This is a genomic window from Phyllobacterium endophyticum, from assembly GCF_003010935.1.
Lineage (GTDB): Bacteria > Pseudomonadota > Alphaproteobacteria > Rhizobiales > Rhizobiaceae > Phyllobacterium > Phyllobacterium endophyticum.
Genome location: NZ_PGGN01000003.1, coordinates 170,919 through 187,906 on the forward strand (window position 1 = coordinate 170,919; position 16,988 = coordinate 187,906).

The window sequence follows — 16,988 nt, forward strand, 5'->3', positions numbered from 1 at the left end:
GACCTGCATGCCTACCTTAGCGTCATCACAACCAAATGGAGATGAAACATGCCCACAATGAAAGCTGCCATACTGGAAACGGCTGATGCTTCCTTTCGGATCGCTGAGATTGAAAGGCCGGTGCCGGCTGCGGGACAAGTCCTGGTTAGGATCGCCGCAAGCGGCGTCAATCCGCTCGACACGAAGATCCGCGCCGGAGCCGCCGCGCACGCACGGCATCCTTTTCCTGCGATCCTCGGGATTGACCTCGCTGGGGTAGTTCAAGAGGTGGGTGAGGGCGTTACTGCCTTCCGCAGTGGTGACGAAGTTTACGGGATGACGGGGGGTGTAGGTGGCCATCAGGGGTCTTTAGCGGAATATGCTTCCGTTGATGCCCGATTGCTGGCAACTAAACCTGCCAACCTGTCCATGCGTGAGGCTGCGGCACTGCCGCTGATATTCATCACTGCGTGGGAGGGCCTCGTTGACCGTGCAAGCGTTCAGCATGGGCAGCGCGTCCTGATTCTAGGTGCTGGCGGTGGCGTCGGTCATATGGCAATCCAGATTGCCATATCACGGGGCGCAGTTGTCTACGGAGGCGCTTCCGGTTCAAAAGCTGATTACATCCAGCCCCTCGGAGCCACGCCGATCGACTTCAATTCGCAAGACGTCGGCGATTATGTGCAGGTCTACACCGGAGGCAAGGGCTTCGACGTCGTCTATGACACCGTTGGAGGACCGAGTCTCGATACCGCTTTTCAGGCAGTTGGGCGCTTTGGACATGTGGTGAGCGCTTTGGGTTGGGGGACCCATGCTCTCGCCCCGCTTTCGTTCAAGGCGGCCAGCTATTCGGGAGTGTTTACGCTGCTGCCTCTCCTTACTGGGGAAGGGCGTGAACACCACGGGGAAATCATGCAGGAAGCCACGGCGCTGGCGGAAGCAGGAAAGTTGATCCCGCGCCTGGATCCGAACGAGTTCACACTCGAAACCGTTGGCGATGCTCATGAACTGATCACATCCCGTAAGGCACGTGGCAAGGTCGTGGTCAATATCGGCCGACCATAGATGCAGGCGCCCAGCCCTCGTATAGGGCTGGGCCTTCTCCAATCCTCGGGCGCATCGACGTACTGGTCAACAACGCTGGTTACGGCCTGATCGGCGGCATCGAAGAGGTGAACGCCCGAGAAGCGCATGCGCTGTTTTCGACCAATCTTGAAGGGACGCTCTACGTATTGCGCGCGGCCTTGCCCGGAATTCGCAGACGCCGATCGGAAAACATCGTCAATATCTCCTCCCTTGGCGGTTTTTCTGCATCTGCCGGTGGGGTGTCTACAACGCTACTAAATTCGCCGTGGGCTGAACGCATCATCGGGGATTACCATGAAAGCCTAAGCGGACTTTCCAACCGGATGGTTCAGCTTAGCTGCAAGCAGCCGGGCGATCCTGCACTGGCGGCAAAAGCGATCTTCGATGTGATCCATTCAGGCAGTGCCCCTCTGCGCCTGGCGCTCGGGTCTGATTGCCTACGACCGAATAGCCGCAAAGCTCAATTCCATGCGCCAAAATCTGCAGCAGTGGGTGCCGCTGACCAGATCCACATCGTTTTAGGACTGAAGTGGAGTTGACCAACGGGGCTCAGCAAAAGGAAATGCGCCAGTGATTGCCTTTGCAAAGCTTTCGGATCTGCAGCGGGACCCACAATGGGCCCATCCAGTATTTCACGTCCCCGAACGCCCAAGTCAATTTGAACTGATCGCCTCGAAGTCGATCGCTCAATAGGACAGCTCTCCCTGGTCCGAGGCGGATCTCGTCTTGTTGGTCCGCCGCCTGGCGTACGCCTGAAGCAGGGAGTCCTCATTTTGCGCTCAACTAACGCTTAATGGGCTCATTGCCAATCGGGAGCGCCATCAGGACCGCGACCGCCTTAAGCCTTTGCAATAGAAGCAGATGGCTTGCTTGAACCTTGTTCTGCAGTCGAGATATAACTTGCGCATCCGTCGGCCATCGAGCGGCAGTGACAACGCTTGCGAGAACAGCAGGCCTTCGAGGTAGCAAATAGCAAAGTCCGATGCGCTTAGCCGGAGTCGTCCGACCTCGACATCAGGCCGCCATCAATGGTCCTCCTTTGCCCGTCAGGTTTTCAGTGAGGAACTGGACGAGCGAGCGGACGATGTCACCACTTTTTCCATCCTCGCCGAGTACAGCGATCTCCGTCATCGGCAGGGCTGGCCAGTGATCAGGAGCTCGCAGGATCTGCATGCCTTGCTGAACAAAGGATCCGGCTAGCACGGTCACACCCAGCCCCCCTGCGACCGCGGCCTGGATACCCATGAGACTACTCGCTGTGCATACGGCGACCCATTCGCGGCGTACGGCGTCGAGCGCCGAAATCATGATGTCCCGATATGAACATGGCGCGCGCAGCATCACCAGCCTCGCGGGTTGGGTGAAGTCCAACTGGTAATCAGCCGACGCCATCCAAACGAGTGGCTCGCGCCAAATCACTCTACCACGCTGACCATGACCGTCCTTCTTGGCGATGACCGCATCCAACTTCTCGTCATCGTATGCCGCCAGCAGGTCGCCGCTCAGTCCGGTCATCAGGTCCAGGTGTACGCCCGGATAGATGCGGCCGAAACGGGCAAGCAACCGTGGCAACTGATCCGGAACAAAATCCTCCGACACTCCGAGCCGCAACGATCCGGTCGTTATCGGCTGCGTCAATTGCCGGACCAGGCTGTCGTTTAACTCGAGCATCTTGCGAGCGGCAACTAACATGCGCTCTCCGTCGCGGGTGAGGGCGAGCGATCGGCTGCTGCGGTCGAATACCCGCATCTGGAGAATTTCCTCCAGACGAAGCACCTTCTGCGAAACCGCCGATTGGGAACGGCCAATCGCGTCGCCGGCGAGCGTAAAGCTACCGGTCTCCGCCACAGCGATGAAAGCCCGAAGGAGGTCGATTTCCAAATCCGGATGACGCACTTGCCGCTGATCCTTTCCTTGATCAGCGGTATTGTAGCGGGTGGTAATGTCAAAGCAACGTGTCATGACCTGACAAGGTTCGCCATACGAAGCTCGTCGTCGAGCGCACTTACTTTATCATTCCCGATGTGTAGCTTGGAAAGCTCGGCAAGCGCGTCAGGTCTGACAAGCGCTTCCGCATCCTTGCGCACGAGCAGCGTCGCCTCGTCGCGGGTGCCCAGCAATCCAAGCGGCTCATCACACGCACGAATTTTATATCGGTTGTGCAGATACTGCGGATGCCAGAGTGGAATAACGACCCATCGTTCTCCCCGTAAGCTGCTTCGAACCTGTCGAAGCAGTCTGCCTCTGTCCCGGTTTCGAAGTGATAGCCGGCTCTGCCAAGGCCATAGCGGGAGATCATCTCCTGCGAGAAGCGGCTGATACCAGCTCCCGGATTAATGCCCTGGATCAAATCTTTCCATGCGGGAGAGGACCGGCTCCCTGACAAGGTCCGTGACGCTTGCCACCGCATCAACAGGCACAAAGTCCGGAACTCCCCAGATGCAGAATGGCGAGTAAAGCACAGTAAGTTTTCGAACGTCGTCAGCAATGGGGTCGAGATAGATCTGATGGCTCCATGGCAACCAGGCCGAGACGAGCATGTCAACCTCGCCCCGTCCAAGGCGCTTGAACATCTCCTCATGCGGTGCGGCGGAACGTTCGACCTGGAGGCCGTGCCGCTGAAGCACGCCCTCCACTAGCGCTTGCATCGTGAAACGATATGGCCAACGCGAATTACACGGGACATGATCTGTTTCCTTTATTTCAGCAAGACCGGGCCTGCATCGATCCTGATGCGCAGCAGCTTGTACGGTTTCTTGCGCAGGCCCTTGCCCTCATGAAAGCCTGGTTGCCGATCGAGCTGGTTCACAGTAAAATAAAGATATCCGTCGCTGCCGGTAGAAAAGGTATCCGGCCACTGGATTTCCGTATTCTGGGCTATGGTTTTCCACTTGCCGTTTTCCAGCATTCGCACCCGGTGGTTCTCATAATCCCCACCGTAGATGCGGCCTTTGTCATCAGCCTCAAGCCCGTCCGAGGCCCCTTTGAGACCCCAGTCCTTGCTTTGCTTTGCGAGGTCGGAGTCGCTGATCGACAGCTCCCTCAGTGCTGCCGCCGGAACAGAATAGAGATGCCGGCTCGATAGCGGCGAGTAATAGAGAGTCTCGCCGTCCGCGGACAAAGCGATGCCGTCACTGGCAACGTTGAAGGGTGTAGGCTTGCCGCCCTTTGGCCGGTTAAGCAGCTTCTGCCCGTCTATAGCGGGAATGAACGTTGGGTCTGGCGAAGTCGTCTTGTCGCCGGTCAGCCGGCGAAAGGCCTTGCCGCTTGCAATGTCCACCACGATCAATCCCCCGGGACCTGTAATTGAGGAATCGGTGAGATAGGCCACTCCTTCCTTGCCCTGACGCAAATCGAAGCGAACGTCGTTGACGTAGGTACTCGGCAGGATGACATCGGCCGGAAAGACGATGGTTTTGACGATCTGGTTGGTCGCAAGATCGATGGCGACCATCTTTGCACCGCCGGCTATCGGCGCCTGGAAGCCCGGAGCGGCAGTATCCAGGATCCACAGACGGTTTGCCGGATCCACCACGACGCTCTGGACGCTGAGAAAGCTTTCGGCAGGTTTGGATGGGTCGGCCTTGTTGATCTCGGCATTTGGGTAAGGGACTGCTTTCCCATCGACGATCTCCGCTACGGTAAACGGGACGTCATCGCCCCAGCGCGGATAGTTGACAAAGATGCGACCGTCGCCGGATACAGACACGCCGGTCGGCATAGCGTCATTGAAAGTGGCGACCGTCTCGATCTTGCCGATCGTGTTTTCCGCAGTAAAGCCAAGGCCAGCGCTCGAGTACAACGCGGCGGCTGTGAGGGCAGAGGTCATCATATATCTGAACATTTCATTCTCCTTCCTGATCCAGGTGGCGAGTTAAAAACCGCTGAGGACGATTTTCCCCACGCCGCGACCGCTTTCGAGCGTTGCATGCGCTCGCTTCAGGTTCTCGGCATTGATCGTGCCGTAATTCTCCTGAAGTGTCGATTGGATGACGCCACTATCAACGAGAGCCGCGATCTCGGTCAGGATGCGGTGTTGCTCCGTGATGTCGGGCGTGGCGTACAGCGTCGGCGTGAACATCAGCTCCCAATGCACTGACAGGCTTTTGCGCTTGAACGGCACAATATCGAACGTTTCCGGGTCGTCGATCATGGCGAGCGCACCATGAGGCTTTAGAGCTTCGATAATCGCCTTCTGGTGCTTGTCGGTCGCAGTAAGACCCGCGACATACCGCACGTGGGGAATGCCGATTTCCTTCAAGCCCTGGTCGAGGGGCATATGGTGGTCGATGACGTGATGTGCGCCCATTTCCTTGGTCCAAGCGATCGTTTCAGGACGCGATGCTGTGGCGATCACGGTAAGACCAGTCAGACGGCGAGCGATCTGCGTCAGGACCGAACCGACACCGCCGGCTCCATTGACGATGAGAATGGCTTCGTTGCGATCCTTGCGACCGTAGGGAACGCCCAACCGGTCGAATAAGAGTTCCCATGCGGTGAGTGAAGTCAGAGGAAGAGCTGCCGCCTGTTCGGCACTGATTGTTTTCGGCTTCAGGCCGACCACCCGCTCGTCAACAGTATGGTATTCGGCGTAGGTGCCCGGGCGGTTGATCGCCCCAGCATAGAAAACCTCGTCGCCGGGTCGAAACAAGCCAACGTTCGCTCCGACGGCTTCGACGGTGCCGACAGCGTCATACCCCAGGATACGTGCCTGTCCTTCGGACGGGGGGGAACCGGCGCGCAGCTTGACGTCGGCCGGATTGACCGAAATGGCCTGAACCTTGACAAGAAGGTCATGTGGACCAGGCGTCGGTTTGCCAATCTCGATGTCGATCAGGGACTGGAGATCGGTGACGGGCAGGTTCTTGTAATATCCGACGGCTTTCATTGTGTGTCTCCTTCAGTTGAATTTTGAGATGGTTTAATTGGATAGCTATTTGGCTTGTGTCTTGGGGATATCGCGTTGACTGCGATCCCTGCGAGAATGGCAATCGATCCGGCCGCAAGCGGCAACGTCATGCTTTCACCCAACAAGGCGAGAGACAGCGCCACACCAGTGACCGGGACACCAAGCATTGCGGTGGACATGGTCGTGGCTGGCAGCCACGTGCTTGCGGCGTTGACCGCTGCGAAACAAAACGCCGTGGCGACCGGGCCGATAAAAAGTGTCGTCGCAATGAAGGTTGTGGAACCGTCACCTGTAAAAGGCCCTTCAAAAATGAATGCGATCGGTACAAGCAAGCCGGTGGCCACCAGCAACTGCCATGGCGCCAGAGCGATAGCTGACGAGGCCGCCTTGAAGTAGCGCAGGTGCAGGATACAGCCCGCCCAACACAGCGATGCTGCGAGCAGCATGACGTTGGCATTGACGACGCCTGCATCGGTCCAATCGATGGCGAAAGGGTTCACCAGGATCGCCACGCCTAAAGCCGCCAAGGCGATCCCGCCAATACGCAATGCCGGGACTCGCTCATGGAAGAAGAAAATAGATGCAGGCGTAACCCAGAGAAGTGTCGTGTAACTCAGGATCGCCGAACGTCCTGCCGGAAGGTGGGTCATAGCGACTGCTCCCAACACCGTGAACACCATCATCTGAAGAATGCCGATCGTCGCGATGAAGGGCAGATCGTCACGCTTGGGTAAACGGATGCCGCCGCGAAACATCTGCACTGCGAAAATACACGCCGCGCCTGTTGAAGCGGTGGACGGCTTCGACCGTCCCGGCGAAATCGCAGCCCAGTTAAGCTGGTAAGTCCGGCCCAATAAGAAGCCCGCCGCGAATCTTGGTGTCGATCTGGTTCAACGATGCCGAGGCTATACGAACGAGTACTTCGCTGGGACGGGGTTTCGGGATCTGAAGATCCGCAATCTCGAAATTCTCGATCCCGCCGTGTTCCTTCAGAACGAGCGCTTTCATGTCGGTCTCCATCGGTTTGTTAACCCGATAATGGCGATGACACGTCCATCGGGCAAACGCATAATTCTCGTAGGTTGAATTGGAAAATCGAATAGACAGTCTTCGACCTCTATGAGTCCACGCCCGGCAGTCGCCGGCGGAGCGTGATGTATAGCCGCCTGGAGCTCGATGAGGTTTGCTCAAGGCTTGGATAGCGCTTTGCGCCGTTCACCGTTTCGGCCATGTCGCAAACGCTCGGATGGCGCGCCCACGGGCTTGCGTCGCTGCGGGCGAGCGAATCCGCGCCGATAGCGACGATCTGCAGAAAATCTACCGTGTCATCATTTGTCGGGGAATGGCAGCACGATATCATGCGCTTACTAGATGGCGCTGCGAACGGATTCAGGGTAGCGATCTAGCTCTTCGACGAGTTCCACGGTCATGCTATGGGCCTGTCATTGCCTTGCAGTCGCTGTTATTGGGTGGAATGATGGAGTGGAGTGACCTTCGAATATTCCTGGCGATCGCGCGTACGGGGACACTCGGAGGCGCGGCGAAGCGTATGGGGCAGACGCAGCCGACCATGGGACGGCGATTGCGCGCTTTGGAATCGGCGCTTGGACAGACTTTGTTCCAGCGCACTGCCGACGGCTTCGTTCTGACAGACGAAGGCACGGCCGTCCTTGGACATGCCGAACGAATGGAAGAAGAAGCGCTTGCTGTGGAACGGCAACTCGCCGGAGGCCAGGTCCAGCTGGAAGGTCTTCTGAGGCTGTCGTCCTCCGACTGGTTCGGCACCTATATGCTCGCGCCGGTACTTGCGGAGTTCGGACGCAACCATCCAAGGGACTGCGTCGAACTCCTCACCGATTCGCGGCTTTACAGCCTGCCGCGGCGGGAAGCGGATCTTGTATTCAGGATCACACCATTCGAAGAGCCTGAGATCATCTCTCGTCGGCTGCTTCGAATACCTTATGCGCTTTACGCGGCAGAAGGCACGGACATCGATCTGGGCTGCGACGGCGCAGGTCTGCGCGTCATCACGATGGATACGGCGTTTGCAGAAATGCCCGACGCGATATGGCTGAAAGAGAAGCTGCCGGCAGCGGAAATCGTCTTGCGCAGTAACAGCCGAGAAGTGCAGGCCGAGTTGTGCCGGCAGGGCGCAGGACTTGCCGTACTACCGCGGCCGCTTGCGGATCGTTTGCCCGGGATCACCGCGGTAAGAATGGATGATTCGCCTCCCGGCCGCGATACCTTTGTCGGTTACCATCGCGATATGCGCAGGCTTTCGCGATTACGTGCTCTTCTTGCCCTTGTCGTCGAAAGGCTCGCCAACTGACTTGCCTGCAACACCCACGTTGGTGATTGCCATTGGCGTTCGTCTATTGAAGATCCAGACACCGAGCAAATATCGTCGCGATTGCGACCGACTGCTTCAGCCGCTTGCCGCGGTATCGAGATGAGCGTCGTCCCATGCCTTCAATGAGCGGATAACCGGTTCAAGACTTTGGCCTTGTTTTGACAAGCGATACGTCAAGTGGTGCAATTCGACAAAAGGCTTTGGCTTTATTCAGCCTGACGACGGGGGCACAAACGTGTTTGTCCATATCTCTGCGGTTGAGCGTGCAGGATTTCCCAGCCTCAATGAGGTCAGAAGATTGGTGATGAGGTCGTGCAGGACAAGAGATCAGCTGATCAGTTGAGGGTGATCGGAGACAGGACTCGGCAAAGAATCCTGAGGGGCAAGAGCACCTGTCCCACGTGATGGCTATGCTCCTGCGTGGGGGCGTCTTGCACGATCCCGACTATTTCCCTTGGGTCTTCCGAACGATTTCGGAGTCGATCGCAGCACCGATGCGACCGTCATGGCAGCGCGATAGACAGCACGATGATCAGCATTTCCATACCCGACTTCGACATCGACAGACATGGCGCTGCCGCTACGGGACTGAACCACATCACCCTAGGGTCGCTGTGGTTCAGGTCCGGTCGCGTTTTTGATTGATATCCTATAAATGTCGGGGGCCGGTGAAGTCTGGTTGGCCTATAAAGGACTGCAAGGTTCGCCCCCGGCCTTTGTGGGTTCATTCAATTGACCCGTTGTCCCTTCTGGCCATCGAAAAGATGGATGTTTCGAGCTTCCCCCCGGACCGAAATCCGATCGCCGACCTGAACTTCTGTTGCTCTTGGGAATTCGACGGTGACGAGCTTGTCTGTGCCAGCATCGAGGTAACCGAAGGTCTGGCTGCCAAGGCGTTCGACCACCGCCAATTCGCCGGTGAACCAGCTCTCGCTGGCGTCGCAGACGGTCAGGTCTTCCGGACGGACGCCGAAGGTAATTTCCTTTGCTGACACGTGCGGTCCGTCTCCAGGTCCTATAGCGACGTTGCCTGCCGGCAATTGCAGGACGAGATTGTTCGCAGTGGAATGGAGAACGTTCACCCGGAAGGTATTCATGGTCGGACTGCCGATGAAGCGTGCCACGAAGAGACTTGCCGGCTTGCGGTAAAGGTCAAGCGGATGCCCGATCTGTTCGACGTTGCCTGCGTTCATAACGACAATCCGGTCAGCGAGCGTCATAGCCTCCACTTGATCGTGCGTGACGTAGACGGTCGTCGCCCGCATGCGGCGATGCAGCTTGGCAATTTCAAGCCGCATCTCGACGCGAAGTGCGGCGTCGAGATTTGACAGCGGTTCATCGAACAGGAATGCTTTTGGTCGGCGGACAATGGCGCGGCCCATTGCAACTCGCTGGCGCTGGCCGCCCGAAAGTTGTGCCGGCCGACGCCCAAGATAATCCTGAAGCTTGAGGATATCGGCCGCGCCTGTCACGCGCGTGTCAATTTCATTGATCGTCTCGCCGCGCATTTTCAGGCCAAACGCCATGTTTTCTTCAACGCTCATATGGGGGTAGAGCGCATAGTCCTGAAAGACCATGGCAATGTCGCGATCGGACGGTGGCAGGGCATTGACGACCTTGTCGCCAATCCTCAATTCACCCGCGCTGATTTCCTCCAGCCCGGCGATCATTCGAAGCAGGGTGGATTTCCCGCACCCGGACGGACCAACAAGAACGAGAAACTCGCCGCTCGCGACATCGATATTTACCCCGTGGATTACGGGAACCGTGCCGTAGAGTTTTCGGATCTGCTTCAGACTGATCGCGGTCATTTGATTATTCCTCCGGCCGATATGTTATTGACTCTAATTATCGATATCAATATCAATAATGATATCAGCGTCATCTGCAAACCAAGAGGAGAGCTTGCAGTGCCCGACGACACCATCGCTCGCCGATCAAATCGCTCCTCCTATAGTCCGCTTGCGGCAAAGGCGGCCGTGGCGTTCGATCAATTGAAGCGGGATATCATGCTGGGAGAGTTGCGCGCCGGCGAGCCATTGACAGAGCTTGATCTGGCGGCGCGGTTCCAGTGCAGTCAGGGTACCATTCGGGAAGCCCTTCTGCAGTTGCAGGAAGAAGGATTGGTGCGACGTCAGGGCCACCGGGGCACGCAGGTATCTGCCTGCACGGTCGATGAAGCCGTCGAAATGTTTCGCGTGCGCCAACAGATCGAATGTAATGGCATCGTTCGCGCGCTGCGCCACAAGAGCCGGACTCTCGTTTCCGATCTTCAGGAACTTGCGGACGATATGGCAGAGTCTGCAAATAGCGGCGACGAACTCCAGCTCGCGGCGCTCGACCGGGATTTCCATCGGCGGATTTTTCGCGACGCGGACCTGCCGGCGCTCGATCCGATCTTGCACCGGTGTCTCGTTCACAACCATCGCTTCAAAATATCAAGAAGTATCGGTTCCCGCGATCTGATGGCGACAGCACTACGCCACCGCGTCATAGTTGAAACGATAGAGCAGGGCGATGTGGCCGCGGCAATGCAAGCCCTGCATCATCATATCGCGACGATTGTCGACTTCGGGCCGACGGTGTTTCCGGACGCTGATCAATGAACGCGGCGGGTTTTTCCAATGAACTTTCGGCAGAAATGCGCGCTTTGTTGCTGCGCGTCGAAGAGGAGTTGGGGCCGCTGCCTGATCCCACTTTGCTGCCACCGGAAGAAGGCAGGGCGCAATCCGAACGTTCAAACCAGCGCAACAATGTAAACCTGCCGCCGCTTGTTCGGACGCGGGACGTCATCGTTGCTGCCAACACAGAACTTGGTTCCCAGGATTGCCGCATGCGGGTACTTGTGCCGCATGATGCGGGCATCGGTGCGGTACTTTTCGTTCACGGCGGAGGGTTCGCGTTCTGCAGTCCTGAAACGCATGAGCGTTGTGCCCGGGTTCTCGCCAACGAAACCGGGCTGCCCGTGCTTGTTCCCGATTATCGACTTGCCCCGGAACATCCATTTCCAGCGGGCCTACACGACGTTGTCGCCTGCCTGCGTGCCGCATTCGCAGCGACTGCAGAAGCAGGCATATCTGCGGGACCGCTAATCATCGCAGGAGATTCAGCGGGGGCCAATCTCGCGCTTGCAGCCGTCCTGCACGAAGAGAAAGATCGACGTTCACTGCCGTCAGGCATGCTTCTGTTCTACGGCGCGTTTGATGCCGACTTCACTACGGAGTCCTATGTGCAGTTTGCCGAGGGGCCCGGTCTGACGCGTGGCAAGATGCAGCGATACTGGAACTGGTACTGCGCGGATGAGGATGCCCGCCGCAATTCGTTGGCGGCGCCGCTACACGCCGATGACGATGTGTTGCGCGTATTGCCGCCGCTCTATCTCCTGGCCGCTGGCGTCGATCCCCTCTTGTCCGACACGCTTTTGTTCGCTGACAGGCTGAAGGCTGTTGGCCGCAACGATCCCCTCACTGTTGTGCCGGGGGTAACGCATGGATTTCTGCAAAACACGAATGAACTGGCTGCTGCGCGGGAGGCGCTTTTGGCGGCCGGGGAGGCTGCTCGAGGAATGATCCGCGGCAGTTGACGACCCATAACAAAGGTGGAGGAAACAATGAGCATTCTCAAGAAACTGGGTATCAGTTGCGCATTCATGGCCGGTCTGGCGGTGAGCGCCGCCAATGCGGCCGAAACGGTGCGGTTCTGGTATCATTTCGACAATCCGGAAAATCCGATGTCGGATCTCGTGGCGAAGTTCGAGGCGAAAAACCCCGATATCAAAATTGAAGCGGAAAATGTTCCGTGGAACAGCTACTACGACAATCTGTATACCTCCCTGGTTGGCGGCAATGCGCCGGACGCCGGGATGGTCAAGCTTTTTGCGCAGCCGCGACTGGCCGAAATGGGCGCGCTGGAGCCGATTGGCGACCGCATCAACGCTTGGCCAGGCAAAGCTGATCTTCTCGACAATCTGCTGGAATTGAACAAGGGACCGGATGGGCAACAGTATTACCTGCCGATCCAGTACGTCGTGCTCTATCTTTATTATCGCGCCGATCTATTCAAGGAGGCTGGCCTCAATCCTCCGGTGACATGCGAAGACTTCCGCACGGCAGCGCAGAAATTGACCAAAGCGCCTGACACATATGGTTTTGGCCTGCGCGGCGGCAAGGGCGGTTGGGATCAGTGGGGAACATTCGTCTTTTCGCAAGGCGCGGAACTCAAGCCGGGCGGTCTTACCAACCCTGAAGCTGTCGCGGCCAATCAGTGGGTGATCGATCTGTTCCAGAAAGACAAGGTTATCCCGCCATCGGCTCCGAATGACGGCTTCCAGGAAATCGTCGCAGCGTTCAAGGCTGGCAAGACGGCCATGACCATTCATCATATTGGCTCATCCAATGATTTGGTCAAAGCGTTGGGAGACAAGGTTTCCGCTGTTCCCGCCCCCAAATGCGGCGGCAAGCAATGGACCTCCTATGGCGATGAATCCCTGGCGATTTTCTCGTCGTCACAGGTTAAAGATGCTGCCTGGAAGTGGATATCCTTTCTTGCCGAGGGTGAAAACAACGTAGCCTTCAACAAGGCGACGGGCCAGATGACTGTAACCAAGAGCGGTTCTGAGCATTGGACCCTGCATGAACGCCGTTTCGTTGACGCCACGGTCCAGTCTCTGCCGTTTGCTCACGTGCTGCCGCAAAGCACCGCGACAGCGGAGTTCGTCAATACTGCGTGGCAAACGTCGATGCAGCAAGCGCTCACCGGCCAAATCACCTCGCAACAGATGATGCAGCAGCTTGAAAGCCTCTTCGCGCAGTAGCGGGGAGGGGTTTCCGAATACTGGTCGACACCCTGGAAAGTAAGATTGTCCATGTCAACGCTTGCACCATCAGCACCTCACGATCTCACGCAGGTTCGTCCGCTGCGCAGCCGGCTGATGCCGTACGCCCTGCTGGCGCCGGCAGTGCTCGTGACAGTGTTCATCGTTTTCTTCCCGATGGTTCAAGCGCTCGTCACCAGCTTTTACGACCTGGTCCTGTGGAAGCCCAACGCCGGCCGGTTCGTGGGCTTCGGCAACTACATCAAGCTCTTGCATGACCCGGTATTCTGGACTTCACTCGGCCATACGGCCATATGGATCGGCTTGACGGTGCCGTTGCAGATGGGGCTTGGCCTGGTCGCCGCGCTCCTGCTCAATCGCGAGTTCCCATGGCGCGGTCTGGCACGTGCTCTCGTCATAATTCCGTGGGCCTTGCCGAGCGTTGTCATAGCGTTGATGTGGCGCTGGATTTATGATCCAACCACCGGGGTGCTCAATGACATCCTAATTTACCTGTCGATCATTCATTCAACCGTGCCCTGGCTTGCCGATCCCAATCTCGCGCTCTATGCGGTGATTGCAACCTTGACCTGGCAGGGCTTTCCGTTTTTCGCGGTGATGATCCTTGCCGGTCTGCAGGGGATACCCCAAAGCCAGTACGAAGCCGCCTCTATCGACGGGGCCAGCACCTGGCGTCAGTTCGTCCATATTACACTTCCGGGGATCGCACCGGTGCTGGCGACGGCAGGTCTGCTGCGCATCATTTGGGTGGCAAATTCCATGGACGTCATCTTCGTCATGACAGGTGGCGGCCCGGGTTATGCCACGCACACATTGCCGCTCTATGCGTTTATCAAGGCCCGGCAAAATCTCGATTTCGGCTATGGCACCGCCATTGCCGTTACGTTCACGATCCTTCTTGGCGCCATCGTGGCCGCCTATATCGTCCGGACCATGCGCGAGGTAGAACGATGAACAAACCCTCGACGCTTCGTCGGATTCTCACGACGGATATTCCTGTCGGCTTCATCATAATGCTCGCCATGGGCCCTTTCGTCTGGATGATCCTGACGTCCCTGACACCGACCGCGCAATTATCTGCGTCTGGCGTATCCCTGTCTCCGGCGGGGTGGAGCATGGACAATTATATCCGCCTGCTGGAACAGACCTCGTTTCTCGGCAATATGCTGGACAGTCTGATCATTGCTGCGGGTACTGTCGTCCTCGGCCTTGCAGTTTCGGTCACTGCGGCCTACGCGCTGTCGCGTTTCCGCTTCCCTGGCCGCAAGCTGGTCATGCTGCAGTTTCTGCTCGTCAACATGTTCCCGATCGTGCTCCTGATCTTGCCGCTCTTTATCCTGATGCGGAAGGTTGGTCTTCTCGATACGCATCTTGCGCTGATCCTTGCCAATTCGACTGTCGCCATTCCGTTCGCGGTCTGGATGCTGAGGAGTTACATCGGCGCTATTCCCCGCAGTCTCGACGAAGCGGCGATGATCGATGGCTGTTCCCGGCTGCAAGCGTTGCGCCGCGTTGTTCTGCCGCTGGCCATGCCCGGCATCATTTCGACAGGCATCTATATCTTCATTACCGCGTGGAACGAATATCTCTACGCCCTGACGCTTGGCGGCCGCAACGTTCGCCCCGTTACCGTGGCGATCCAGACGCTGATAGGTGAATACCAGATCGAATGGGGTCTGCTCGCTGCCGGCGGTGTCGTCGGTGCGCTTCCCGCCACTTTGCTTTTCCTTCTCGTTCAGCGCCGGCTTATCGGCGGCCTCACCCAGGGCGCAGTGAAGGGATGACTCTTGTTAATATCAAAGAAGGACCCATGATGAATCCCATCGGATTGATCTCCATGCAATATGCAAGGCCGTTCATCGCCGAGCATTTCCATCTCTTCAAGAAAATGCGCGAGCTTGGCTTTGACTTCGTCGAACTCCTGGTGCCCGAGCCTGGCGAAATCGATCTTGCCGAAGCCCGGCGCGCTCTGGACGATGCAGGACTTGGCGTCGTCCTCGCCGCGCGCGTCAATCTGCAGCGCAACCTTTCATCGCACGAGAAAGATGCCCACCGCGCCGGCATAGACTACCTGCGCTATACGGCTGACTGCGCGGCGGAACTCGGGGCGACCGTTGTTGGCGGCCCTCTGACCGGCAACCCATTGGTGTTCGCCGGGCGTGCGCCAGTACCGGTAACCGAAGGGGAGCGGTTGGCGCGCAAGGACCGCTGTGTCGCGGGACTGAAGGAAGCGGGCGATCACGCTGCAAAGGCCGGTATTCTGCTCGCCGTCGAACCGCTCAATCGCTTCGAAAGCGATGTGTTGTGCACGACACAACAGGCCAAGGAGCTGCTCGATGCAGTGGACCATCCGGCAGTCAAATTGATGCTGGACACGTTTCACATGCACATGGAGGAGGCGTCGATCCCCGAGGCCATCCGGCTTGGCGGGGAGCACCTAGTGCATTTCCAGGCCAACGAAAATCATCGCGGCTTCCCCGGCACAGGTTCGACCGACTGGGTTGCAGTTTGTCGGGCGCTGCACGAAGTGCATTATAAAGGCCCGGTATCGCTTGAGCCTTTCCGCCGCAATGATGATCGTTTTGGCGTTCCATTCGCGCAGTGGCGCCCACCGCATGAGGACGAAAGCCAGCGCCTTGCGGCGAGCGCCGCCTTCATAAAATCCCATCTCACACTGACGGGATACCGGCGATGACATTGAAAATCGGCTGGATTGGTTGCGGCATTCACGCGACCCAGATGCTACTTCCCCAATTGGTCCGCCATGATGTCGAAATCGTCGCACTGTGCGATATCGATGGCAAGCGTCTTGGCGATGCGGGCCGGCAGTTTGGCGTTGCGCGCCTGACCAGCGACGCCGAGGAGTTGATCCGTATGCCCGGTATCGATGCCATCGGCATGGCCGTGGGACCGGATCATCACCTGCATTTCGGCAAGCTTGCGCTCGATCGGGGTCTGCCTGTGTTTATGGAAAAGCCCCCGTCGGGAACAGCGGCTGGCGCGCGCGAGCTTCGTGCTGCGTCGGAGCGCGCTGGGAAGCCGTTGCTTGTTGGTTTCATGAAACGGTATTCGGTCGGTAACAAGATTGCCCACAACATCATCAAGTCGGGGCGGTTTGGGCCGGTGCTTGGCCTTACCGGATACTACATGACCGCGCCGGGATATTTTACCGGCAATGTCGATTATACCGGCTTCTTCCTGCATCACTGCGTGCACTATATGGATCTGGTGTCATTCTTCGTGTCGCCGGTGCGAACCATTTCAGCGCGAAAAGTGGAAAAAACGCCGGGCAGGGTACTTTTCCACGTCGGGTTCGAGTTCGAGTGCGGCGCCATTGGAAATATCGCGATGGGTACGATCCAGTCGCGGGGCACGCCGGTCGAACGCATCGAGTTGATGGGTGACCACCAGCGTATCGAGGTGGATGACGTGATTGAGGTGCGGTGGAACCGCAATCCGCCCTTCAAAATCGATGATCCTGACGCGACACTCGCCGACGATGTCGACACTCTGACATGGAAGCCAAATTTTACGGCAGCGGCGAACGAAGATCCGAAGGGTTATTACTCACTCTTGACCGATGTGGTTCCGGCCCTCGGCGGTGCGTCGACTGCTGCCCCGACAATTCATGATGGCGTTAATGCCATGGAATGGCTGGAGATATTGCGGCGAGAGCTTGTTTTATAAGACCAAACGTCGGCCTGCAGTGATATCAGACGCGGAGACATTTGTTGATTGACGGGAGAAAGCAATGCGACGGAAGCCTCTCGCAACAGCGCATGTTTCCTGCTGTATGAAAGCAGCACAGCCCTACCCGCGAGAACTTCTTT

General features: G+C 57.7%; 17 protein-coding genes and 2 pseudogenes. 11 read left to right on the forward strand and 8 right to left on the reverse strand.

Annotated elements, in window-relative coordinates; all coding sequences use genetic code 11:
• Window positions 1-48 precede the first annotated feature (48 nt).
• Complete coding sequence (locus CU100_RS14990) at window positions 49-1,044, forward strand: zinc-dependent alcohol dehydrogenase family protein (RefSeq protein ID WP_106717422.1); 996 nt, start codon at window positions 49-51, stop codon at window positions 1,042-1,044.
• 53 nt (window positions 1,045-1,097) lie between these two features.
• Window positions 1,098-1,604 carry an SDR family NAD(P)-dependent oxidoreductase gene (locus tag CU100_RS26900; protein WP_407070340.1) on the forward strand — a complete coding sequence of 169 codons (507 nt, stop codon included), beginning with the start codon at window positions 1,098-1,100 and terminating at the stop codon, window positions 1,602-1,604.
• A 475-nt stretch (window positions 1,605-2,079) separates the two neighbouring features.
• Here CU100_RS26900 and CU100_RS15000 read toward each other — a convergent pair whose 3' ends face one another.
• The 6 genes and pseudogenes from CU100_RS15000 to CU100_RS26905 all read right to left on the reverse strand — a co-directional run bounded on the left by CU100_RS15000 (window position 2,080) and on the right by CU100_RS26905 (window position 6,982).
• On the reverse strand, window positions 2,080-2,961 hold the full coding sequence (locus tag CU100_RS15000) for a LysR substrate-binding domain-containing protein (RefSeq protein WP_106717979.1): 882 nt from the start codon (window positions 2,959-2,961) through the stop codon (window positions 2,080-2,082).
• A 62-nt stretch (window positions 2,962-3,023) separates the two neighbouring features.
• A pseudogene (locus CU100_RS27550) lies at window positions 3,024-3,767 on the reverse strand (glycine betaine ABC transporter substrate-binding protein).
• Window positions 3,764-4,909 carry an L-dopachrome tautomerase-related protein gene (locus CU100_RS15010; protein WP_210204095.1) on the reverse strand — a complete coding sequence of 382 codons (1,146 nt, stop codon included), beginning with the start codon at window positions 4,907-4,909 and terminating at the stop codon, window positions 3,764-3,766. The pseudogene CU100_RS27550 and the gene CU100_RS15010 overlap by 4 nt, the downstream one beginning before the upstream one ends.
• A 30-nt stretch (window positions 4,910-4,939) precedes the next feature.
• Window positions 4,940-5,953 carry a zinc-binding alcohol dehydrogenase family protein gene (locus CU100_RS15015; protein ID WP_106717423.1) on the reverse strand — a complete coding sequence of 338 codons (1,014 nt, stop codon included), beginning with the start codon at window positions 5,951-5,953 and terminating at the stop codon, window positions 4,940-4,942.
• Window positions 5,950-6,828: a DMT family transporter gene (locus CU100_RS15020; protein ID WP_280951612.1), complete on the reverse strand. Its 879-nt coding sequence runs from the start codon at window positions 6,826-6,828 to the stop codon at window positions 5,950-5,952. The genes CU100_RS15015 and CU100_RS15020 overlap by 4 nt, the downstream gene beginning before the upstream one ends.
• Window positions 6,806-6,982, reverse strand: coding sequence for a hypothetical protein (locus tag CU100_RS26905; protein WP_170113850.1), 177 nt, complete (start codon window positions 6,980-6,982; stop codon window positions 6,806-6,808). The genes CU100_RS15020 and CU100_RS26905 overlap by 23 nt, the downstream gene beginning before the upstream one ends.
• 469 nt (window positions 6,983-7,451) lie before the next feature.
• Here CU100_RS26905 and CU100_RS15030 point away from each other — a divergent pair, with 469 nt between their 5' ends.
• The gene (locus tag CU100_RS15030; RefSeq protein WP_106717426.1) at window positions 7,452-8,303 is read left to right on the forward strand and encodes a LysR family transcriptional regulator; all 852 of its coding nucleotides are present in this window, start codon (window positions 7,452-7,454) and stop codon (window positions 8,301-8,303) included.
• Window positions 8,304-8,399: 96 nt separating this feature from the next.
• Here CU100_RS15030 and CU100_RS27675 read toward each other — a convergent pair whose 3' ends face one another.
• Window positions 8,400-8,501 (reverse strand): winged helix-turn-helix transcriptional regulator, encoded by a 102-nt coding sequence (locus tag CU100_RS27675; RefSeq protein WP_407070333.1) that lies wholly within the window; start codon window positions 8,499-8,501, stop codon window positions 8,400-8,402.
• Here CU100_RS27675 and CU100_RS27555 point away from each other — a divergent pair.
• Window positions 8,455-8,729: pseudogene (locus CU100_RS27555) on the forward strand (cold-shock protein). The gene CU100_RS27675 and the pseudogene CU100_RS27555 overlap by 47 nt on opposite strands.
• A 323-nt stretch (window positions 8,730-9,052) precedes the next feature.
• Here CU100_RS27555 and CU100_RS15040 read toward each other — a convergent pair.
• Window positions 9,053-10,135 (reverse strand): ABC transporter ATP-binding protein, encoded by a 1,083-nt coding sequence (locus CU100_RS15040; RefSeq protein WP_106717427.1) that lies wholly within the window; start codon window positions 10,133-10,135, stop codon window positions 9,053-9,055.
• Window positions 10,136-10,234: 99 nt separating this feature from the next.
• On the opposite strand from CU100_RS15040, the gene CU100_RS15045 reads away from it, so the two are divergent.
• From CU100_RS15045 to CU100_RS15075, 7 genes are read left to right on the forward strand one after another with little or no spacing between them, the layout of a single operon-like run.
• A complete protein-coding gene (locus CU100_RS15045) occupies window positions 10,235-10,930 on the forward strand; it encodes a GntR family transcriptional regulator (RefSeq protein ID WP_245419050.1) in 696 nt (231 codons plus the stop codon).
• Window positions 10,927-11,907 (forward strand): alpha/beta hydrolase, encoded by a 981-nt coding sequence (locus tag CU100_RS15050; protein WP_106717428.1) that lies wholly within the window; start codon window positions 10,927-10,929, stop codon window positions 11,905-11,907. Before CU100_RS15045 ends, CU100_RS15050 begins: the two co-directional genes overlap by 4 nt.
• 27 nt (window positions 11,908-11,934) lie before the next feature.
• The gene (locus CU100_RS15055) at window positions 11,935-13,137 is read left to right on the forward strand and encodes an ABC transporter substrate-binding protein (protein ID WP_183635544.1); all 1,203 of its coding nucleotides are present in this window, start codon (window positions 11,935-11,937) and stop codon (window positions 13,135-13,137) included.
• Window positions 13,138-13,188: 51 nt separating this feature from the next.
• A complete protein-coding gene (locus tag CU100_RS15060) occupies window positions 13,189-14,112 on the forward strand; it encodes a carbohydrate ABC transporter permease (RefSeq protein WP_106717429.1) in 924 nt (307 codons plus the stop codon).
• Window positions 14,109-14,942, forward strand: a complete 834-nt coding sequence (locus tag CU100_RS15065) for a carbohydrate ABC transporter permease (protein WP_106717430.1) — start codon at window positions 14,109-14,111, stop codon at window positions 14,940-14,942. The genes CU100_RS15060 and CU100_RS15065 overlap by 4 nt, the downstream gene beginning before the upstream one ends.
• Before the next feature lie 29 nt (window positions 14,943-14,971).
• Window positions 14,972-15,853: a sugar phosphate isomerase/epimerase family protein gene (locus CU100_RS15070; protein WP_106717983.1), complete on the forward strand. Its 882-nt coding sequence runs from the start codon at window positions 14,972-14,974 to the stop codon at window positions 15,851-15,853.
• Window positions 15,850-16,845, forward strand: a complete 996-nt coding sequence (locus tag CU100_RS15075; RefSeq protein ID WP_106717431.1) for a Gfo/Idh/MocA family protein — start codon at window positions 15,850-15,852, stop codon at window positions 16,843-16,845. Before CU100_RS15070 ends, CU100_RS15075 begins: the two co-directional genes overlap by 4 nt.
• The last annotated feature ends 143 nt before the right edge of the window (window positions 16,846-16,988 follow it).